18 protein-coding genes, 1 tRNA gene and 1 riboswitch are annotated in these 19,233 nt (G+C 43.6%); of the genes, 8 read left to right on the top strand and 11 right to left on the bottom strand.

Annotation, left to right across the window (positions count from 1 at the left end; all coding sequences use genetic code 11):
- Position 1: 1 nt before the first annotated feature.
- The 7 genes from ACK8P5_RS18395 to ACK8P5_RS18365 form a co-directional block, all read right to left on the bottom strand.
- Entirely contained in the window at positions 2 to 514 is a 513-nt protein-coding gene (locus tag ACK8P5_RS18395; RefSeq protein WP_422657706.1) for a HugZ family protein, read from the bottom strand.
- Complete coding sequence (locus ACK8P5_RS18390) at positions 498 to 1,301, bottom strand: ABC transporter ATP-binding protein (RefSeq protein WP_422657705.1); 804 nt, start codon at positions 1,299 to 1,301, stop codon at positions 498 to 500. Before ACK8P5_RS18390 ends, ACK8P5_RS18395 begins: the two co-directional genes overlap by 17 nt.
- Positions 1,302 to 2,309: a FecCD family ABC transporter permease gene (locus ACK8P5_RS18385; protein ID WP_422657704.1), complete on the bottom strand. Its 1,008-nt coding sequence runs from the start codon at positions 2,307 to 2,309 to the stop codon at positions 1,302 to 1,304.
- Positions 2,309 to 3,319: a helical backbone metal receptor gene (locus ACK8P5_RS18380; protein WP_422657703.1), complete on the bottom strand. Its 1,011-nt coding sequence runs from the start codon at positions 3,317 to 3,319 to the stop codon at positions 2,309 to 2,311. The genes ACK8P5_RS18385 and ACK8P5_RS18380 overlap by 1 nt, the downstream gene beginning before the upstream one ends.
- Positions 3,320 to 3,596: 277 nt before the next feature.
- The gene (locus ACK8P5_RS18375; protein ID WP_422657702.1) at positions 3,597 to 4,946 is read right to left on the bottom strand and encodes a lytic polysaccharide monooxygenase; all 1,350 of its coding nucleotides are present in this window, start codon (positions 4,944 to 4,946) and stop codon (positions 3,597 to 3,599) included.
- Between the two features lie 49 nt (positions 4,947 to 4,995).
- Positions 4,996 to 6,054, bottom strand: coding sequence for a lytic polysaccharide monooxygenase (locus ACK8P5_RS18370; protein WP_422657701.1), 1,059 nt, complete (start codon positions 6,052 to 6,054; stop codon positions 4,996 to 4,998).
- Positions 6,055 to 6,654: 600 nt separating this feature from the next.
- Positions 6,655 to 7,716 (bottom strand): lytic polysaccharide monooxygenase, encoded by a 1,062-nt coding sequence (locus ACK8P5_RS18365; protein ID WP_422657700.1) that lies wholly within the window; start codon positions 7,714 to 7,716, stop codon positions 6,655 to 6,657.
- A 652-nt stretch (positions 7,717 to 8,368) separates the two neighbouring features.
- Here ACK8P5_RS18365 and ACK8P5_RS18360 point away from each other — a divergent pair.
- From ACK8P5_RS18360 to ACK8P5_RS18350, 3 genes are all read left to right on the top strand, one after another.
- Positions 8,369 to 9,355 (top strand): copper amine oxidase N-terminal domain-containing protein, encoded by a 987-nt coding sequence (locus ACK8P5_RS18360; protein WP_422657699.1) that lies wholly within the window; start codon positions 8,369 to 8,371, stop codon positions 9,353 to 9,355.
- Positions 9,356 to 9,527: 172 nt separating this feature from the next.
- A tRNA-Leu gene (locus ACK8P5_RS18355) sits at positions 9,528 to 9,611 on the top strand.
- A gap of 132 nt (positions 9,612 to 9,743) precedes the next feature.
- On the top strand, positions 9,744 to 10,961 hold the full coding sequence (locus tag ACK8P5_RS18350) for a WD40/YVTN/BNR-like repeat-containing protein (protein WP_422657698.1): 1,218 nt from the start codon (positions 9,744 to 9,746) through the stop codon (positions 10,959 to 10,961).
- A 101-nt stretch (positions 10,962 to 11,062) separates the two neighbouring features.
- Here ACK8P5_RS18350 and ACK8P5_RS18345 read toward each other — a convergent pair whose 3' ends face one another.
- Together ACK8P5_RS18345 and ACK8P5_RS18340 are read right to left on the bottom strand one after the other, a co-directional pair.
- Complete coding sequence (locus tag ACK8P5_RS18345) at positions 11,063 to 11,251, bottom strand: hypothetical protein (protein ID WP_422657697.1); 189 nt, start codon at positions 11,249 to 11,251, stop codon at positions 11,063 to 11,065.
- A gap of 120 nt (positions 11,252 to 11,371) precedes the next feature.
- On the bottom strand, positions 11,372 to 11,995 hold the full coding sequence (locus ACK8P5_RS18340; protein WP_422661514.1) for a helix-turn-helix domain-containing protein: 624 nt from the start codon (positions 11,993 to 11,995) through the stop codon (positions 11,372 to 11,374).
- 289 nt (positions 11,996 to 12,284) lie between these two features.
- Positions 12,285 to 12,384: riboswitch (purine riboswitch) on the top strand.
- A gap of 106 nt (positions 12,385 to 12,490) precedes the next feature.
- Between ACK8P5_RS18340 and ACK8P5_RS18335 the strand changes: the two genes are divergently transcribed.
- From ACK8P5_RS18335 to ACK8P5_RS18315, 5 genes are all read left to right on the top strand, one after another.
- Positions 12,491 to 13,927, top strand: coding sequence for an NAD(P)/FAD-dependent oxidoreductase (locus ACK8P5_RS18335; RefSeq protein WP_422657696.1), 1,437 nt, complete (start codon positions 12,491 to 12,493; stop codon positions 13,925 to 13,927).
- A 206-nt stretch (positions 13,928 to 14,133) separates the two neighbouring features.
- Positions 14,134 to 14,421, top strand: coding sequence for a Dabb family protein (locus ACK8P5_RS18330; RefSeq protein WP_422661513.1), 288 nt, complete (start codon positions 14,134 to 14,136; stop codon positions 14,419 to 14,421).
- 70 nt (positions 14,422 to 14,491) lie between these two features.
- The gene (locus tag ACK8P5_RS18325; protein ID WP_422657695.1) at positions 14,492 to 14,911 is read left to right on the top strand and encodes a DUF86 domain-containing protein; all 420 of its coding nucleotides are present in this window, start codon (positions 14,492 to 14,494) and stop codon (positions 14,909 to 14,911) included.
- A 230-nt stretch (positions 14,912 to 15,141) separates the two neighbouring features.
- Positions 15,142 to 15,594, top strand: coding sequence for a DUF948 domain-containing protein (locus tag ACK8P5_RS18320; protein ID WP_422657694.1), 453 nt, complete (start codon positions 15,142 to 15,144; stop codon positions 15,592 to 15,594).
- A gap of 20 nt (positions 15,595 to 15,614) precedes the next feature.
- The gene (locus tag ACK8P5_RS18315) at positions 15,615 to 15,956 is read left to right on the top strand and encodes a YtxH domain-containing protein (RefSeq protein ID WP_422657693.1); all 342 of its coding nucleotides are present in this window, start codon (positions 15,615 to 15,617) and stop codon (positions 15,954 to 15,956) included.
- A gap of 78 nt (positions 15,957 to 16,034) precedes the next feature.
- Here the strand turns inward: ACK8P5_RS18315 and ACK8P5_RS18310 are convergent, their stop codons facing one another.
- Positions 16,035 to 17,870, bottom strand: a complete 1,836-nt coding sequence (locus tag ACK8P5_RS18310; protein ID WP_422657692.1) for a stalk domain-containing protein — start codon at positions 17,868 to 17,870, stop codon at positions 16,035 to 16,037.
- 156 nt (positions 17,871 to 18,026) lie between these two features.
- The gene (locus ACK8P5_RS18305) at positions 18,027 to 19,100 is read right to left on the bottom strand and encodes a nitric oxide synthase oxygenase (protein WP_422657691.1); all 1,074 of its coding nucleotides are present in this window, start codon (positions 19,098 to 19,100) and stop codon (positions 18,027 to 18,029) included.
- Positions 19,101 to 19,233: the final 133 nt, after the last annotated feature.

Here is a 19,233-nt window from a genome sequence, read left to right as displayed (position 1 = left end):
TCTATTTCGATTGTGTTACAGGTGTATGTCCATCCCTTGCAACATGATCTAAACGTTCACCTGACAGATCCATGTCAAACGCTTGACCGAATCCTACCACGTAACGCCCCTCGTGAACCGTCAACTTGAATAATGAGAAATCTAAACCCTTCAGCATACGAATCATATTCTCACCAAAAGATTCACCAAATAACTCGAAAATGTCCTCGTGGCCTTCGTTGCCAATATTGACGGCGGTACACACAAATCTTGCTCTTTGGCGAGCGAATAAATTTGCGGATTGTGATTCGTCTTCAATGAACATGACATCTACAGCGGGATCATTTTCAAGATGCTTATAATGGTTTGCGATTTGGCTGATATAAATGTATAAGTGCCCATCCTTCTGAACAAAAGGAGCATAAGAGATGAACGGCTTGCCTTCATCATCTGTCGTACTAAGCATGATCGTTTTCAAGCTTTTTAAGAAATCAAGGTATTGCTGTTTAACTTTTTCTTTATCCAATGGCTTCATGAGTTATCCCTCTACTTTTCTTTATAATATGAATCCGGGGAGCTGTACTGCCTAAAACGTATTCTACTTCCGACTCGACACCGTAAACCTCTCGGATCAATCTCGGTGTGAGTACTTTTTGTGGTGGTCCGTATTCCCGCATAACGCCGCTTTTGATTACAGCGATCTTATCACTATAGGCACCTGCATGATTCAAATCATGCAGTACCATGACGACCGTAAGGTTTAATTCGCGATTCAGCCTGCTTATCAACTCAAGGACTTCTAGTTGATGGGCTATGTCCAAATAAGTGGTCGGCTCATCAAGGAGAAGTACTTTCGGTCGTTGCGCCAGTGCCATTGCAATCCAGGCTCGTTGTGCTTCGCCTCCGGATAGGGAGACGATTAATCTGTCTTCGTATGGAAGCATTCCAGTTTGTTCAAGCGCCCATTGGATCACTTCTTCATCGCTTGAATCGAAACGTTCGTACCATTTCTTGTGCGGTACACGCCCGTATCCAACGAGTTCTTTGACGGTCATATCCAGTGGACAAGTATTAGATTGACAGAGCATACACATGATGCGAGATACCTGCTTATTGCTGAGGGAGGATATCTCATGGTTGGCAATACAGATACGCCCACTCTCACAAGGGATACTGCGCGACAAACCTTTGAGTATCGTAGATTTACCGGAACCATTCGGTCCAATAATCGATACAATTTCGCCTTCTTGTACTTCGAGCGAAAAGTTGCTCACGATCGTTCGATCTGAATAGCGTATGGTCAGCGACTGAACGTCTAGCATTTATGTATCCCCCTTACGCATTAGATAAAGAAAATAAGGCCCACCAAGCATCGCCATCACAATTCCGGCAGGTATTTCCGTCGGTGAGAACACGGTACGGCCAGCAGTATCTGCCACGAGCAGAATGAGAGCGCCTAGCACGAGACTCATCGGTAATGCATGTTTATAGTCCGTACCAACAAGCATTCGAGCAATATGCGGAACAATGAGTCCGACAAATCCCACAAGTCCAACAGTGGAGACAGAGATTGCTGCTAGATAAACGGCAATGAATGAGAGCATAAAGCGGATGCGGTTCAAATCCTGTCCGAGGTTATGGGCAACCTGCTCACCTAAGCGTAAAATATTTGCTTGCCGAATACAGAGAAGTGCCGCGATCCATCCCACAATAGAATAAGGGAGCAGAACGTATACAGCACTCATCCCTTTTCCAGATAGACTACCATTTAGCCACTGTAAGGCTGAGGGTAGCTGATCACTATAAAGGAGAGATAGTAGTCCTATGACTCCGCCGAATACGGCATTTACAGCTACACCAGATAAAATAATGCGGATGGGCGTGAATCCTGTTCGCCGGTTCCATGCCCAGGCATATACGAGGAACGCAGCGATAATACCACCAATAATTGCGGCTACTGGAATCAGTGAAGAGTAACTAGGCTGAGCAAGCATAATGAACAAAACAGCGACTGCAGCACCACTTGAAACCCCGGTAAGACCGGGGTCAGCTAGCGGATTCAGCATGACGGCTTGAAGTAATGCTCCTGAAGCAGCCAGATTAGCTCCAATTAAGAGTGCAAGAATGACTCTCGGTATTCGAATGTCCCACAGAATTGTATGATTGGCATCATCTCCAGAACCAAACAATGTACTGAGTGTATCGGATGGAGATAAACGGACACTTCCAAGGCCTATAGATAGCAGAATTGCCGCTAGAAGAAGTAGGACGGTGATGCCAAGTAAAGCGGCTTTCCTGATATGTTTCTCCGTCACGCTGAATTCCTCCATCAGTTATACAGTATGTTATACATTTCTTCGTATGCTTCCGGTGCTTTTGTAATGGATGCAATGCCGAATAAGTTATAGTCGAGCGAGATCAGCTTGTTATTCTTGAAAGCATTCAGTTTCTCCCAAGCTCCGTTCTTCTTCGTATCCTCTTCGAATTTCTTAGCAACAGCAGTTGGATCACCGTGTGCAACGAGTAGGATAATGTCTGGATTCGCAGCGACAATACTCTCCATATTAAGCGGGATGTAAGTTTCCTTTAGTTTAAGAACATCGGTGACTACATTTGCAGCGCCGAGTTTTTTCACCAAACTACCGGTATATGTATCTTCATTCATGAACATAAGTGATTCAGCTGAGCCGAATAGGATCATAACGGATGGGGCTGTTTTACCTTTCGTTGCTTCAACGAGTTTAGTTTCTTTCTCGTTGAATTGCTGCAGGAATGCCTCTGCCTTAGCTTCTTGATTAAATAGACGTCCGAGAGCTACCATTGATAGTTTCAATTCTTCTAAAGAATCAGCAGGTATGTATGCAGATGGAAGAGATGCAGATTGGAATAATTTATCCAGATTTTCTTTAATAGACGCTGGTCCAAGAACAAAGTCAGGCTTCAGCTTAGCGATCTGTTCCAGATCTGGCTGATGAGATGAGCCAATGCGAGGGACTTGATCGAAAGCTTCTGGCAGCTTGCTACTTGTTGTCGGTACCCCGGCAGGCATAACCCCAAGCTCATTCAGTAATTCTGAGATAGATACGGACACGGTCACGACGGTGTCAGGTGTCTTTCCTTTGAATTGCGCGAGCAGTTCTTCTACTTTCGCTTCATCTACAGGAATAGAAGTGTTAGAGGCACTGGATTTATCCTCCTGTGATGATGTAGATGATGTTGCTGTGGACGGAGCTACGGACTGTGACGATGTATTATTGGAAGCCGGTGCTTGACCACAGGCTGCAACGATAACCGTAAACAGGGTAAGGACAAGTGCAGGTTTGAAATTGGATAATTTCATTTGTTTCTCCCTTCATAATTGATAATGATTATCACTGATAACATAATCATTATATTGATAATAATTATCATTATCAATAGTTTTTTAAAAATAATTATAAAAAATTTGAAATAATGGTTTGAAGTGTGTACCGGATAGCGAATTAAGGCGTCTCGATGACTAAGTAAACACTAATAGCCCCTTTGATCAGAATATCTCCTCTTTTCAGGAGGGGATTCGATCAAAGGGGCACTCTTCTTCTAAGGTCGATTGTCTAAAGAAGCAGACGAAGCAAGAATTATATTAGCTTCCAAAGGGCAGGAACATTAGATGGCTCCCAGCCATTCAATGAGGTGTGTGCTTGACGGCATTCATAGACAGAACCATTGTAGCTTACTTTTGATCCTGTCGTGTACGAAGTATTAGGTGCCCAAGCCTGAACGGCTGGCGCATCCGACGTTGTTGCACTTGCGGAGTTACTTGCAGTGGATTCATTACCAGCTGCATCAAGTGCGCTGACGACAAATGTATAGGCGGTACTAGGCGTCAGGCCGGAAACAGTGTATTCAGTTGTCGTTCCTGATACTGTTCCAGCGAGTACGGAACCACGATAGATTTTATAACTAGTTACCCCAATATTGTCTGTTGAAGGACTCCACATGAGTGTAATACTCGTTGACGTAGTTGCACCCATAACGTGCAGGTTACTAGGAGCATTCGGTGCTTCGGTATCAACGACTACAGGACTTGTGGTTACATTAACGATGTTGCTAGCTGCAGACTCATTACCTGCAGCATCTACAGCTTTCACGCTAAAGGTATAGGCTGTATTTGCTGTTAAGCCTGTAACCGTATAGTTCAGCGTTGAAGCGGAGACCGTTGTTACGAGAGAAGCACCCTTGTAAATCTTGTATCCTGTTACCCCTACGTTATCCGTAGAAGCATTCCAGGATAGGGAGGTTGATGAGGATGTTGTGGCTGTGGATGTAAGCGCACCAGGAACTGTTGGTGCTTGATTATCGACGGGGTTGTTGCCACCGAAGTTGACATCAATGACATTGTAAAAGGCATTTGCAGTGTCAGCAATTTCCCACACGGCTAGAATGACGTGATAGCCTGTTCTTTGGGGCACGTTGCAAGTGTCAGAATAGGTGGATGGCGGGCGTGTGCCTCCGTGATTCACAGAACAGAATGGGGTAAGGTCAAAGGAGTCACGAGTAAGTGCTGCATTGGGATTCCAGTTAGGTTTCGTAATGTAGTACTTCCAGCTCGTTGTTGCATGTGCGGCAGTCAGTTTCCACGTAAATGTGTTCTGTCCAGAAGACATATTGACCTTCGTCCAGCGGGTTGCAGATTGCTCATCCAGTTTGGGAAAAGCGCCGCCTGCACTAGCGATTTTGCCGTCAGCAGGTCCAGCTGCAGGGAAGCCTTTAGGTGCTTCCAAACTTTGAGGTTCATACACGATGGCTCCGCAATCTGTATTTTGTCCGTTCTTACACAAGATCGCCCGGCTTCCAGGACTGTCAACCCAACCGTGGGCAGAAGCTTTCTGAGCTAAGATAACCATGAGAAATGCAGCTAGAATCATGATTCCTCCGATGGCCCAAAGCTTCACTACTCTTGAGTTAGATATACGAGTAGATGTCATAGAATTTAGCCTCCTTTTGGGTTGTTTAAATGACTAGATCAACTTATTTTTAAGGAATCACTTTCCAGACATCTGAACTAGAACTTGGAGTTTGACCGAGGGTCCACCATCTAGCTTCATAGTTTACGCCATTATGCGTCACTTTGTTGCCACCTACATAGACAGTGGAAGCGCTCCAGGCTGGGTATCCAGTTGATGCACCCGTTGTCGTAACATTGACAGCATTGCTAGCTGCTGACTCATTACCTGCAGCATCTATTGCTTTTACAGTAAAGGTATAAGCTGTGTTTGCTGTTAAGCCAGTAACCGTATAGTTCAAAGTTGAAGCGGAGACGGTTGCTACGAGGGAAGAACCATTGTAAATTTTGTATCCTGTTACACCAACATTGTCAGAAGATGCGTTCCAGGAAAGGGAGGAGGATGTAGAAGTAGTAGCTGCTGCAGCCAATCCACTAGGAGCGGTTGGTGCTTGATTATCGACGGGGGTGCTTCCACCACTGAAATTAACATCAATGACGTTGTAGAATGCATTGGCTGTATCGGCAACTTCCCATACGGCTAGAATGACGTGATAGCCTGTTCTTTGAGGAACGTTGCAAGTGTCAGAATAGGTGGATGGGGGCTGTGATCCTCCATGATTTACGGAACAGAATGGTGTAAGGTCGAAGGAGTCACGTGTAAGTGGAGCATTCGGATTCCAGTTAGTCTTTGTAATGTAGTACTTCCAGCTTGCTGTTGCATGTGCGGCAGTCAGCTTCCACGTAAATGTGTTTTGCCCGGAAGACATATTGACCTTCGTCCAGCGAGTAGCAGATTGCTCATCGAGTTTCGGGAAGGCGCCACCTGCACTAGCGATTTTGCCGTCTGCAGGACCAGCTGCAGGGAAGCCTTTAGGTGCTTCTAGACTTTGAGGCTCATACACGATGGCTCCGCAATCTGTATTTTGTCCGTTCTTACACAGAATGGCTCGGCTTCCTGGGCTGTCAACCCAACCGTGGGCAGATGCTTTCTGAGCAATGATAACCATAAGGAATGCAGCTAGAACCATGATTGCAAGGACTGCAAACCCCTTTGTTACTCTTGAATTAGCTAAACGGATAGAAGTCATATTAATAAGCCTCCTTTAATTTTTATAAATCAAATTGATTTACGGGATCGTTCCGAAGTAGCTAGGTGCTGATACTGGTGCGAATATAAAATGAAGGCCCCCTTTCTTCCTAGGTATTGATTAGTATCTGGATGTTTCGATAGAGCTGGATCATCTCTCCTTTCCTTAGATCGAATATATATATAAACTCAAAAAGAGTTTATATCCGTGGTTAAAGAGCACTTGGCGTGAATCACAAAGAATAGTGAGGTCGTATTGGATGTGTTCCATAAAGAAACTTCGCCTTGGAGGAATAGAAGTAAGAATAGAGATCATGAAGATCATAGAGGTTTGAATTTTAGGTAGGGTAGGAGAAATATCATCGTTTCAAAATTCATAAGCGCTTATATAGGGTAAGGGGTTATTCTACGATTTAGGGGAGGTATAAGCTACGATTAATAGTGAAGGTGTTGGTGTAAGAAAATCCATCGATTGTGATTTTCCTGAAGAGGTTATTTATAGGGTGTTAGAATGAACTAAGGACACGCAATCGAGGTTATGCGTGTCCTTAGTTGTCACCAAAGTTTCTTACATTTAGTTGTGTGACCTAATGTGCTGTTATTATTGAATAACTTTCCACACATCTCCGCCAGGCGTACCTGGAGTTTGGCCTTGAGTCCACCATTTTGCTTCATAATTAACACCGTTATGCGTTACTTTGTTACCACCTACATAGACTGTTGATGCATTCCATGCAGGATAGCCAGTCGATGCACCTGTTGTTGTGACACTGACAGCATTGCTTGCAGCCGACTCATTACCAGCAGCGTCTGTAGCTTTTACTGTAAAGGTATAAGCTGTGTTTGCTGTTAAGCCAGTAACAGTGTAATTCAAAGTTGAAGCGGAGACGGTTGTTACGAGGGAAGAACCATTGTAAATTTTGTATCCTGTTACACCAACATTGTCAGAAGATGCGTTCCAGGAAAGGGAGGTAGATGTAGAAGTAGTAGCTGCTGCTGCCAATCCAGTTGGAGCAGTTGGAGCTTGAGTGTCACCGGAGTTGTTGCCACTGCTGAAGTTAACATCGATTACGTTATAGAATGCATTAGGTGTATCTGCAACTTCCCAAACAGCCAGGATTACTTGGTATCCTGTTCTTTCAGGAACATTACAAGTATCGGAATAGTTTGATGGAGGACGAGTACCGCCGTAGTTCACGGAACAGAAAGGAGTAAGATCAAAGGAATCACGAGTAAGTGCTGCATTAGGATTCCAGTTAGGCTTCGTAATGTAGTACTTCCAGCTTGCAGTTGCGTGTGCAGCTGTCAAGTTCCAAGTGAATGTATTTTGTCCTGGGGACATATTTACTTTCGCCCAGCGAGTAGCAGATTGCTCATCCAGTTTCGGGAACACTCCGCCAGCACTGGCAATTTTGCCGTCTGCAGGACCAGCTGCAGGGAAGCCTTTTGGAGCTTCTAAGCTTTGAGGTTCATAAGCGACTGCACCACAATCTGTATTCTGACCCGTTTTGCACAGGAGAGCTCTGCTTCCTGGGCTGTCGACCCAGCCGTGGGCGGATGCTTTTTGAGCTAAGATAATCATTAGGAATGCAGCTAGGATCATAATTCCACCGACTGCAAACAATTTTGCTGTTTTAGAATTAGAAAGACGAATAGATGTCATTAAATTATCCTCCTTTAGTTTAAAAGAAAATGTGCGAATAACGTGGTTTTCAATACCTTGTGTCGGAACTCTGAAGCCTATAGTAAAATTCCTCCTTCAATTTCCATTATTCTTCAAAATCTTTATTTCTGCTTGTGTAATGAATACGAAGCATATCTCTCCTTTCTGAAATCACATAATCTGCAATCGCTTTCAGTCTATCTCGTGGAAGAACTGGAAAACTTGTCCTGATTATAAACGCATTTGTGAAGTTTGTGTGTACTTTTTTTACAATTAATTGAAAAATATAAAAAAACATGGATAAGTATAAAAATCGATTTGACAATATTCGTACTTTTGATTTCATCAAACTACTGCAAGATTAAACATATATATCATTGATTTTACAAAATACTGATGTTCGAAATACACGGATTGTACGATGAGCGGGGCTTTGCAGTGGCAGATTGATCATATATTCTCCTAATGTGCTGGATAGGGTCTAATATCATCGAAGCCAAAGTAGCGTCTTTAGATAGAATGCTATTTTTGTGTCATGATAACTTCAAGAATGGCGTATGATGATATCTCGATATAAAGGACGTTTTGAGAAGAATAAACAGGGTATTAACTATCAAAGATGATAAATGTTTTAATTAGGGGAGGTAAGTAAATGTACTTTAATACTAAGAAACAGTTTCGCGTTGTAGCTTTGACGATAGTTATGTTCTTATTGTTATCTTTGCATAGCTATAGAATGAACTTGGCTTATGCGGCAGATGATCAAGATGTGAGGGCTCCGATTGTCCTTAAAGTGAATGGTGCATCCTTGTTGTCTGATATTCCTGAATTTCTCCAAGGTGGTCGTATTATGGTTCCTTTACGTACTGTATCGGAGGCTATGGGAGCCAAAGTGACATGGGATGCTGCTAAGAGGACAGCCCTTGTGGTTAAAGGTAAACATGGGTTTGAGGTAGCAGCGAATGAGGTGAAAGCTAAGAAGGATGGGCGATTGGTTATACTGGATTCAGCGCCCATGATGCGTGAAGGCAGATTATTCATTCCGCTTCGATTTTCGGTAGAAGGTTTAGGTGGAACGATACGATGGAATCAGACTTTAAAAGAAGCATCAATCTTTCCTAATCTCACTCCGGAAAAGGCTCAAAGAGAAGTGAAAAAGATTGCTGAACAGGTTATTCATTCTTTACAAGATCAAGATTTTGAGACATTAGCTAAACTCTCTCATCCTTCAGGAGTCACTTTTTCACCTTATGCCTACGTTAATCGAACTAAAGATATCACTTTAAGTGCCCAGAGTTTATCGGAAGGATTTACTAATCAAAGGATATATGAATGGGGAAGTTTTGATGGGAGTGGCAAACCGATTTCGATGGATTTTGAGACGTATTATAAGCGGTTTGTTTACAGTGAGGATTTTGCAAAAGCACCCTTCGTAGGCTACAACGAATCGCTTAGCTACGGAAATACGTTGAACAATGCAAGTATGCAGTATCCTGATGCAGTGATGGTAGAATACCATTTTGATGGTTTTAATCCAGATTATGCTGGTATAGATTGGCGGAGTCTAAGGCTCGTGTTCCAACAGGAGAGTGGAAATTGGTTGTTATCCGGCGTTATAAATGATGAATGGACAATCTGATGGATTGAAGCTTAGGGGGCCCTATGCTTGGGCATCGTGGGTCCCTTAATAGCTTGAAAAATGCTTGCTTTTTATCTATAAAAGAGGTATAATCTTAATTACCGCAATTGAGTTAATATTTCGATTTAGGCATTAAAATCTTCGTCATTCATACGAGGAAGATACATATTTTGCGGTCGTGGCGGAATTGGCAGACGCGCACGGTTCAGGTCCGTGTGGGCTAACCCCCGTGGAGGTTCGAGTCCTCTCGACCGCATACGAAGAATCCCTTGATATCTATCAAGGGATTCTTTTTTTTCTATTATTTGTGTGTGAAATTATCCAAAGTGGATACATAGTAGTGTAAGGAGCATTTGAAGAATGAATTCTATTGAAAGAAGGAATAAGCATGTTAAGATCTAAACGTTTTGTTTCATATGGGGCATTATTGATGTTAATCATGATCGTCTTTGTTACAGGTTGCCAGAAAGAAGGCACTGCAAAAGAACCTATAGAGAAGGAACCATCACAGGGAACGACATCTCCACCGGTTGATAACCCTTCTTCTCCATCAGATGATTCCGATTCGGGGTCCACGAATGCGGGAGACGGTGATGACTCAGCCGTCGATATTCCAGTGAATGATACCAAAGTCAACATGAATAAAGTATCGGCACTACGTCTCATTAATCATGATTCTGGTTGGGTAGGGGGAGAAGGCTTTCTTGCTCGCACTGATAATGGTGGGAAACGTTGGATAGTGCAAATGAATTTGCAAGGTACTGTAAAGCAAATATTTGCATTAAATGATAAAGAAGCTTGGGCAGTTACGGAGGAACTCGAACTTTATCGTACACAAGACGGAGGCAAGGAGTGGAGAAAGATCGGTAAAGCACCAATGGAGGGATTCCTTCATTTCACTTCATCAGATACTGGGTTTATCGGTCATGCCTTAACACAAGATGGGGGACAGACCTGGACTGAGCTGAATGCTCCAGACGGGACAGTAGGTGAGGTGTATTTTCATGACAAATCGATTGGGTGGGCTGTAAGTCAGTCAAATGATCATTCATTCCAGCTTATGAGAACGACTGATGGCGGAGCAACATGGAGAAAGACCGCATCTAAAGAAACAACGGATCCACTTGGGGATGTCGTTATTCGTTCGATGGGTAAGCAGGATGCGTGGATGGAAGTTATCGGCGGTAGTGGAATGAATCAGACGGCGTATTCGCTCTTTCATACTTCTGATGGTGGTAACTCTTGGACGACGGTTGTAGCTAATTCAACGGCAGGCGGTGGTCCGGCTCCTGGTTATCCTAAGGGGGACTCAGATGCGCCTAAGAACGAGGGAGTTGCCCCAGGACCTCTATATGTGGTTAACAAGAATACAGCTCTTATGGGGGGCTTCTGTGCACCATGTGATAAGCCTAATACTGTAGGGCGAACGACAGACGGTGGGAAGACGTGGGAGAATGGTAAACAGGCACTGGACGGAAGCCGTGGGCAAATACTTGCTATGGCAGATGAGAACCATGGATGGATGATTACGCTGGATAGTGAGAAATCGGCAGTTTTATATAAGACTACTGATGGCGGGATACACTGGAAGAAGTCTGGCGAGTAAATGATTACAAAGTAGAAGTCATTAAAATATAGACAAACAAAAAATAAGCTGCCTGAATCGTTATTGTAAACGTAAAGGCAGCTTGTTTTTTTACTGTTTTTTTACTGTGATTCGTTAGATATCAAGGTTCTATGAGCATACCAAAGACCAGTCAGTACGCCTATTACACCGCAAATACTTACGATCCACACCAGGTTGTAGGAATGCCAGCCAAGGAGAAAACCTATTCCACTTCCGAAGGTCGTCCCTGCGAGTAAGCCAAGAGCCATACCGGAATCTCGCCTTATCATATGAGCATGCTCCTTTATTCGTTTTTGTTCCTTGGTATTCCCTTTAGGTGCACAAATATGCACAATTAGAAAAAATGTTCCAAACCGTGGCACATATCCAGGCTTGGAACATCGTATAAATTATTTGGAAGATTTCGTTTTGGGTGATTTCGTATTCGGGTGTAGTACACAATCTGCGAATAGTACGGATTTAGGAATGCGGAAAAATTGTTCTGCTTTATCCTGAAAAGCACTAGATGGCAGGGTTCCTTGGTGTAGCCATTTACGGAATGTACCAGGGTGAACGCCAATCCACCGACTTACATCGCTTACGGATAAATCATGAACCATGCAAAGGCCGGTTAAGATACGGTTGCTTACAGGTGATCGAGTCAACGTTCTTTTCATAAAGCGAGAAGGTTCAGGTTGGCAGATCAGTGGTGATTGCTCAAGCAGTTCTTCTCTGAAAAGAATATGACGAGGATACCCTAGGTAATCACAAGCTTTTTCAAGATTGTTCTTTCCAGGAATACGACCCTCATATACCCAAGCACTAACGCTTCGGGAAGAAACGCCGAGCTCTTCGGCTAACTGGGATAGCTTGATATCATTCGCCATTAAAATAGCGAGAAGCACGCGGTTACGAATCTGGCATCGGGTTGGTCTGCGGAATCTTTTAACTCGCACACCTTTTCCTAAATATTTGCGATTGATCAGGGACCACGCCTCGATGGAGTGTTTTACTTGTTGCTGTTGTGTAGGCATAATTCCTCCGACTTTTTTTACCACCATACTACATTATTCGACAAGGTAGTTTCAATAGGCGGAGCCTATAATTTATTTCCATAAAAACTATATATATCAATTAATTATAGATCGTGATGATTGGCTTAAATTTTGAGAAATGGCATTTGGAAATTAAACATTCGTATATAGGTGGGGTGTAATTCGATTTGGTCAGCGATCAAGAAGTTAAATCTTGAAAAAGACGAACAATTGAAACTGTATCTATTGACACTTTCGTATAATTGAAGTAAATTGTTGTTGAGCAAAAACAATAGAATTGGTACAAATTCGTATATCCTCAATGATAAGGTTTGAGGGTTTCTACAGGGGACCGTAAATTCCTGGCTACGAATAGGGGTGCTTTTGCATACCTGTTCATAGTCGGGATTTTTTTGTGCCAGCTTATTTGCATGGACTTCCCGAGGATGTTCAGCACCCATCTGCGACAATAGTATAGTCAAACAGGGGGATAAGATGAGTAAATATGATGTGATTGTTGTTGGAGCCGGTCCGGCCGGTATTTTCGCTTGTTATGAATTAAGTTTGAAGTCGCCGCAGAGCAAAGTGCTGCTTGTAGATAAGGGACACAATATTTACCGGAGAAGCTGTCCGATACTAGAAGAGAAGATTCAGTTGTGTCCTCCTGCTGCAGGGCGGAAAGATTTTGCCGGTTGTTTGCCTGCTTGCTCGATCACGGCCGGATTCGGTGGGGCGGGGGCATACAGTGATGGTAAGTTCAATATAACAACAGAATTCGGCGGCTGGATGACAGACTATTTATCTGGATCAAAAGTGCTTGAACTCATCAAATATGTAGACGATATTAATATAAAGCATGGTGCTACGACCAATATAACGGATCCAACAACAGCAGCTATAACAGATATTGAACAGCGTGGTTATGCTGCAGGACTCAAGCTATTGCGTGCTCAAGTTCGACATTTGGGTACGGAGCAGAATTTGGAGATCCTTAAGTCGATTTATGAGTATCTGAATACCCGTATTGATATGGTCTTTAAAGCAGAAGTAGAAGATATAAACACCATTAAGGAGGATGGTGCTCACCGGATTACCGGTATCACTATGAAAAATGGTGAAGTATATGAAGCGGATCTAGTTATGATTGCCCCTGGGCGAGATGGATCGGGTTGGTTGACCAGTGTGCTGAAGAAGCGCCGGCTCAAAATGCATAACAATCAGGTTGATGTTGGTGTTCGGGTCGAGACTTCAGACATCGTAATGAGAGAGATCAACGAACATTTGTATGAGGGCAAGTTCATTTTTAATACTTCGGTTGGAACACGCGTCCGCACCTTTTGCAGCAATCCATCTGGACATGTGGTCGTAGAGAATCATAGCGGTGTCATGGCTGCAAATGGACACTCCTTTAAAGATCCAGCTCTTGGATCATCCAATACGAATTTTGCACTTCTTGTGTCCCACAAATTCACGGAACCGTTTGATAAGCCGAATGAATATGCACGCGAAATATGCAAACGAGCGAACGACCTTTCCAACGGTGGAGTCATTGTTCAGAAATATGGAGATATCCTGAGAGGACGCAGAACTACGGAAGGAAGAATCCGAGAAGGATTCTTAGAGCCAACACTGAGAGAAGCTGTACCCGGGGATTTGGGTCTTGTGCTTCCGTACAATACGATGAAGAGCCTTATTGAAATGGTGGAAGCCCTGGATCAAGTGACCCCTGGTATAGCCTCTGAGCATACATTATTCTATGGGGTGGAAGCGAAGTTCTACTCTGCACGTCCGAAGCTTACGGAAACGTTTGAGACGGAGATTAAGGGACTTTATTGCGGCGGAGATGGGGCAGGAATAACCCGTGGACTAGCGCAAGCCGGAGCAGCGGGAATATGGGTTGCTCGAAATATGATAGAACGGATAGGGGAATAGTAGAGACTCAACCGAATAATGTAAATTCGTAGAGCGGGCCGAGAGGCTCGTTCTTTTTTTAGATAAAATAACTTATCATAAATCAGGTTATATTTGATACGAGTGTGATGCTAATGTCATCGTTCTCATGACAGCGATTTCTTTTTTTTAGCAGGAGAGGTATGATAGACAAGTGAAACAATATTTCAGTGACGGAGGAACAGATGATGATCAAACATATCGTATTTTTTAAGTTGAAAGAGCCGACAGTTGATAATATCGAACGTACCGTGCAGGTGCTGAGAGACATGCAAGGGAAAATTCCGCAGCTTCGCTCACTGGAAGTTGGAAGTGATATTATCCGCTCAGAACGTTCTTATGATCTCGCTTTGATCTCGGAAGTGGACACATTGGAAGATTTACAAGCGTATCAAGTACATCCTGTACATCAAGAGGTTATTCGTTATATTAATACGGTCAAAGATCATTCCATAAGTGTAGATTACGAAGTGTAGGTCTTTGCTGCCATATGTTCTTTAACAGAATCGTTAGAACACATACAAGAAATGCTGGAGGAGATCACCTGTGTATTATGTAAATCAGGAACAAATTGAACGACGTCTGGGGGCGATTCCCGAAATTTCAGCCGGATTGCGTCAGGCGGCGGAGTCATGGGATGGGGGACTGGTCTTTGGATTAGTTCAGGAACGTGCTCTTCATTTGGCTATTGAAGTCGTAACGGATGTAGGTAGTTATCTGATTGACGGCTTTATTATGAGAGATGCCAGCAGTTATGAGGACATACTGGATATTATTCATGAAGAGAAAGTAATGACAAGTGAAGTTCATTCTGTTCTGATTGAACTTGTTCGTCTGCGTAAGCCTCTTGTTCAGGAATATTATGATTGGCCGCGCCACACTCTTCATCCATTGTCCCTAGTTCTTGCGGATATATTGGAGCAGTTTGCGACGAATGTTAGGAATTATCTGAAGCAAGAGTTGTAGGATGTAATTCGTTTGATGGATGTAGTTATAGTTATAGTTATAGTTATACATAGCTACCGCAATAATTATTGTGAAAGCCTTCGTACAGATTCAATTCTGGTATGGGGCTTTTTTTGTGCGAGTAAAAAATAAATTCATAAACCGTGTGTCAAGCCAAGCCCACTCTGCTTATAATGCATCATGCGACTAGGCATTCGCCCGGTCAGCCTAACATTAAGGAGGGTGGACATATGGTGGAATGGAGCGCGCTGGCCGTTGCTGTCGGTGTCTTGCTAATTGCCGTAGCAACGATAGGTATCATGCTGTCAGTCCGAAGAATGCTACAACGCACCGAAACTGTGCTTGGAAATCTGGAAATCCAAAGTACACAGTTATCGCAAGAAGCCACGCGGGTGCTAGAGCAGGCATCGGTTTCCTTGAACAGCATTCAGCGTCAGCTGGCAGCAGGTGAATCTATAGTGACATCTGTGAGCGAGGCAGCATCCGCTGTTACGAAGACTGCCGATGCTATACATTCAGTTAGCAAACGGGCCTCGCTGGCAGCTATCGAACATATGGAACGGGCCCGTCTAGAGAATGAACGCCGCATTGGTGAAGTGTTTCGCTGGGTCGATGCAGGCATGACTCTCTGGTATACGTGGAACCGCCGCACTCCGAAGTCAGGTGACGGGCATGCCGAATAGACTAGAAGGAGAGATGGACAATGAAAGAGAAGAATAAGGGGCTTTTGTGGGGAGCTTTGATCGGGAGTATTGCCGGCTCTATAACTGCACTTCTTTTGGCACCAAAATCGGGTAAAGAATTGCGTCAGGATATTGCGGATGGCGCTCGCCAAGTTGGTGGGAAAGTTCAGGAGGTTGCAGGTAAAGTGGGAGAGCAAGGAATAAATCTGATCGGTGTTGTAACAGATCGTGCTGAGGGCGTGATCTCTGACATTCAATCTTGGCGGAATAAGAAAGAACCTTGGGTTACTGAAGCAGAGGAAGTTGCTCAGATCTCCTCTTTCAATGATAGCGGTGACAGCGTTAAGGAAGAAGAAAAATAAGCAAAATATGAAACGGAACAGCCCTGATCGAACCTCGGATTACCGAGCTTCGATCAGGGCTGTTCAATCTGCGAATGCTTATTGGGTCTTAATAAGCTTGTTTAAGTCTTTTATCATGGATTGGTATTGTCGACTAGCTGTCAGTTTCTCTATGAAATGATCCCAGTCCTGAAGTGTAGCTTCCCCTTGAATGACTTTAATCTTCATCTCATTCAGTTCACTTATAGATTCAGCATAAAGACCTTGGCTCCACAATTGACTCGCTTCTGGAATTGTTTGACCAGCATAAGAGATTCGGTGCCAGCTTGTAGCGGCTTGTTCATACAATTTCTTAGTTTCAGGTACTAGCGCGTCAAGAAGTGCATTGGATTGTAAAACGTCCTTGCGACCGAATAAATTTTGAATGGCGGATTTGTCTGCTTGCTTCAATTCCTTAATAGCATCCCACTTCCCGGACTCAGACATTTGAATACCTTGATCCAGCCATTTCAAGACTTTCGCAGGCTCGATTCTCGACATACTGGATACGACATATGCGCCGCCACCAATCGAATTCCAGGGAGCGAATTCTGTTGCGGTTGATGTGGCTTTCAATCCAGAAACCGGAGTCCAGGTTCCTTTGTTATCCAGTGTCAGTTTAGCCGCAACATCAAAATTCAATACAGCGAGACCAGTCTGACCTTTAAGAATTTTTTCTTTCACTTGATCAGGGTCAATCGTTGCAAAATCTTTATTGAATAGACCATCAGTATAGGCGCGATTGAGCCATTCTAAAGCTTGTCTCTGGCCGGCTGTTATCGCATGATCTATCACTTCACCATTCTTGGAAAGAGTGAACCGGTCCGGACTTCCTGTAAAGGCATGCTCGACCCAGCTAAGTGATCCCAGGTTGTTGCCTTGCACATAAGCATACATTCCAATGGTATTGTTCTTCCCATCCCCGTCAGGATCCTTACTCACAAATTGTTTCAGTAAGTTGAACATGTCGTCCATCGTTATCGGATGCTTGCTTCCTAGGTTGTTGAGCCAGTCTTGACGCAGGGCAGGGAAAGGGGCGTCGTTTGGATCATAAGGTCTTGGAATCGTGTATGTCTTTCCATCGATTCTACGGACAGGCATGCCAGATTCATCGATAATCTTTTGTAAGGCTGGGTAAGACTTAAGACTTTGGTTTAGATCCAGCGCTATTGACTGGAATAGATCATTTTGAAATTCAAAGCTATCTGGAAGAAGCATAAGCGACTCCATATCACCGGCTGCTATTTTAATTTTGGTCTTGTCCGGGAAGTTTCTAGGGGGAGTAAGGTTCACTTGAACGTTCGTTTCCCAGTTATCTTTCATGTACTGGATTAGGGCATCGGGGTTGTCGGTCACTTCATTATCTGCTCTTGTTCCTACACGTAATTGAATTTGTGCATGGGGATCGCGGATAGTAGCAAAAGAACCATATGGATTCCAAATTACTAATAATCCAGAACTTGACGCAGTAAAACGAAGAGGAACCCATAGTTCATCCTCAATTACAAATGGAGCGGCAGGCAAATTTTTAATGAGTTGGTTATCAACTTCTGCTTCTTTACGATTTTCCCAGAATGTAAGAGGTGGCTTCCCAGACTTCGTGGCACTTAATTTCTTCGTTGTAGCGTCCCATGTCACTTGATAACCGATACTTCTTAAGAACGGTCCCGCTTGGATCATGATCGTTCCCTTGTGGTTTATGGGCGGGCTGCCCTGTATTACATTGAGATTGTCAAAATATACAGCTGCTGGTTTACCATATTCATTTGATGCAATATCCCAAGGGGACTGATCAGCGAATGATGTCTCGGTTAAGCTACCCGTCAGCGTAGTAGTGACTGTAAGGATCATTAATAATGTTAGAGATCTGGACAGTACTGTATGTTTCCTTAGCATGGATTAAACTCCCTCCGTATCTCCGAGAATTAGTTTATGTATAATTTCTTCACTCGAATGGAAAATCCCCCTGTACAAAAAGAAATCACCCCTTTGAAAAATGGAGGAGTGAACCAAACCATTTTATTTAGGAGTGACTTTTGAATTTAATGTGATTTAATAGGCTTTATCCATATATTGAAAAGAAGGACTACGCAAATCATCAGAATAGGATTTATGAAAAATATGCGTTGTCGCCGGAGACACCGGAGGAATGAGCCATGTCCAGTCCCCAGTAACTTCTCGGCCACTCTTAGATTCCCGTTCTTCAAATGAACGGAATTGCATGGCAGCTGTGTGGTGATCTACGATGCTTACACCTGCCTTCTTGTAAGAATGCAGAACGGCAACGTTCAGTTCAACGAGTGCCCGATCACGCCATAGTGTCGTTTCACTGTGTGTATCCAGACCCATTAATTGGGCGATTTGCGGGAGTTTGTTATAGCGAAATGTATCGGCAAGATTACGAGCTCCGATTTCAGTTCCCATATACCATCCGTTAAACGGAGCAGCCTGGTATATAATTCCTCCGATTTCAAGAGACATATCGGAAATGATTGGGACAGCGTACCACTTCAGTCCTAGGGATGAGAATGATGGGATTTCCGGGTGTTCTAAATTGACTTCAATCACGGAATGATCGGGTATATTAAACCATTCCGGTTCTTGATTATTCAGTTGAATAACAAGGGGGAGAACATCATAGTCTGTTCCTTTTCCAATCCAGCCAAGCTTTTCACATACCTGGGTGAATGCGATGGAAGCCGGGTCCCCAATAATACCATCTGTTGTTTCGTAACCTGCATATCGGATGAGTTGATGATTCCAAATGCGCAATGAATCTGGACTGAACACTGTAATGGTAGGCATAATTCTCCCGCCATTCGTTGCGTTCTCGATATGTTGAAGAAGAAATGATGCCACTTCTGTGGGGGATTCTGCTGCCCTTGCATCCATGATGCGAAGCTTGTCCCAGAACAGCCTGCCGATACAGCGATTACTGTTACGCCAAGCCATTTTGGCACCATGTTCTAGCTCCTCGAACGTATGTACATAAGTTCCCGTCTGCTGAATCTCAGATGAAATTTCATTTATTCGATCCCGTGTTTCCTCGGGTGACTTATTCATCTCAACAAACGCTTGTTCAATGAAGGATTGAGCGGCTTTAAATAGTTCCGTTGTGCCAAGCATGATTTCGTCTCACCTGACTTTCTGTTAGTTGCATTAACCCCCTCTAGTATACGATATTTAAGGGCCGCAATTAGGCGTAGTTCTTTTCCATTTTGTGGACAAAAACGAAGCTGGATGCCACTTTGGCCTCTAT

Source organism: Paenibacillus sp. EC2-1 (genome assembly GCF_049311625.1).
GTDB lineage: Bacteria > Bacillota > Bacilli > Paenibacillales > Paenibacillaceae > Paenibacillus_AQ.
Note: the sequence above shows the minus strand (reverse complement) of the source record. Positions and strands in the feature narration are given on the sequence as shown.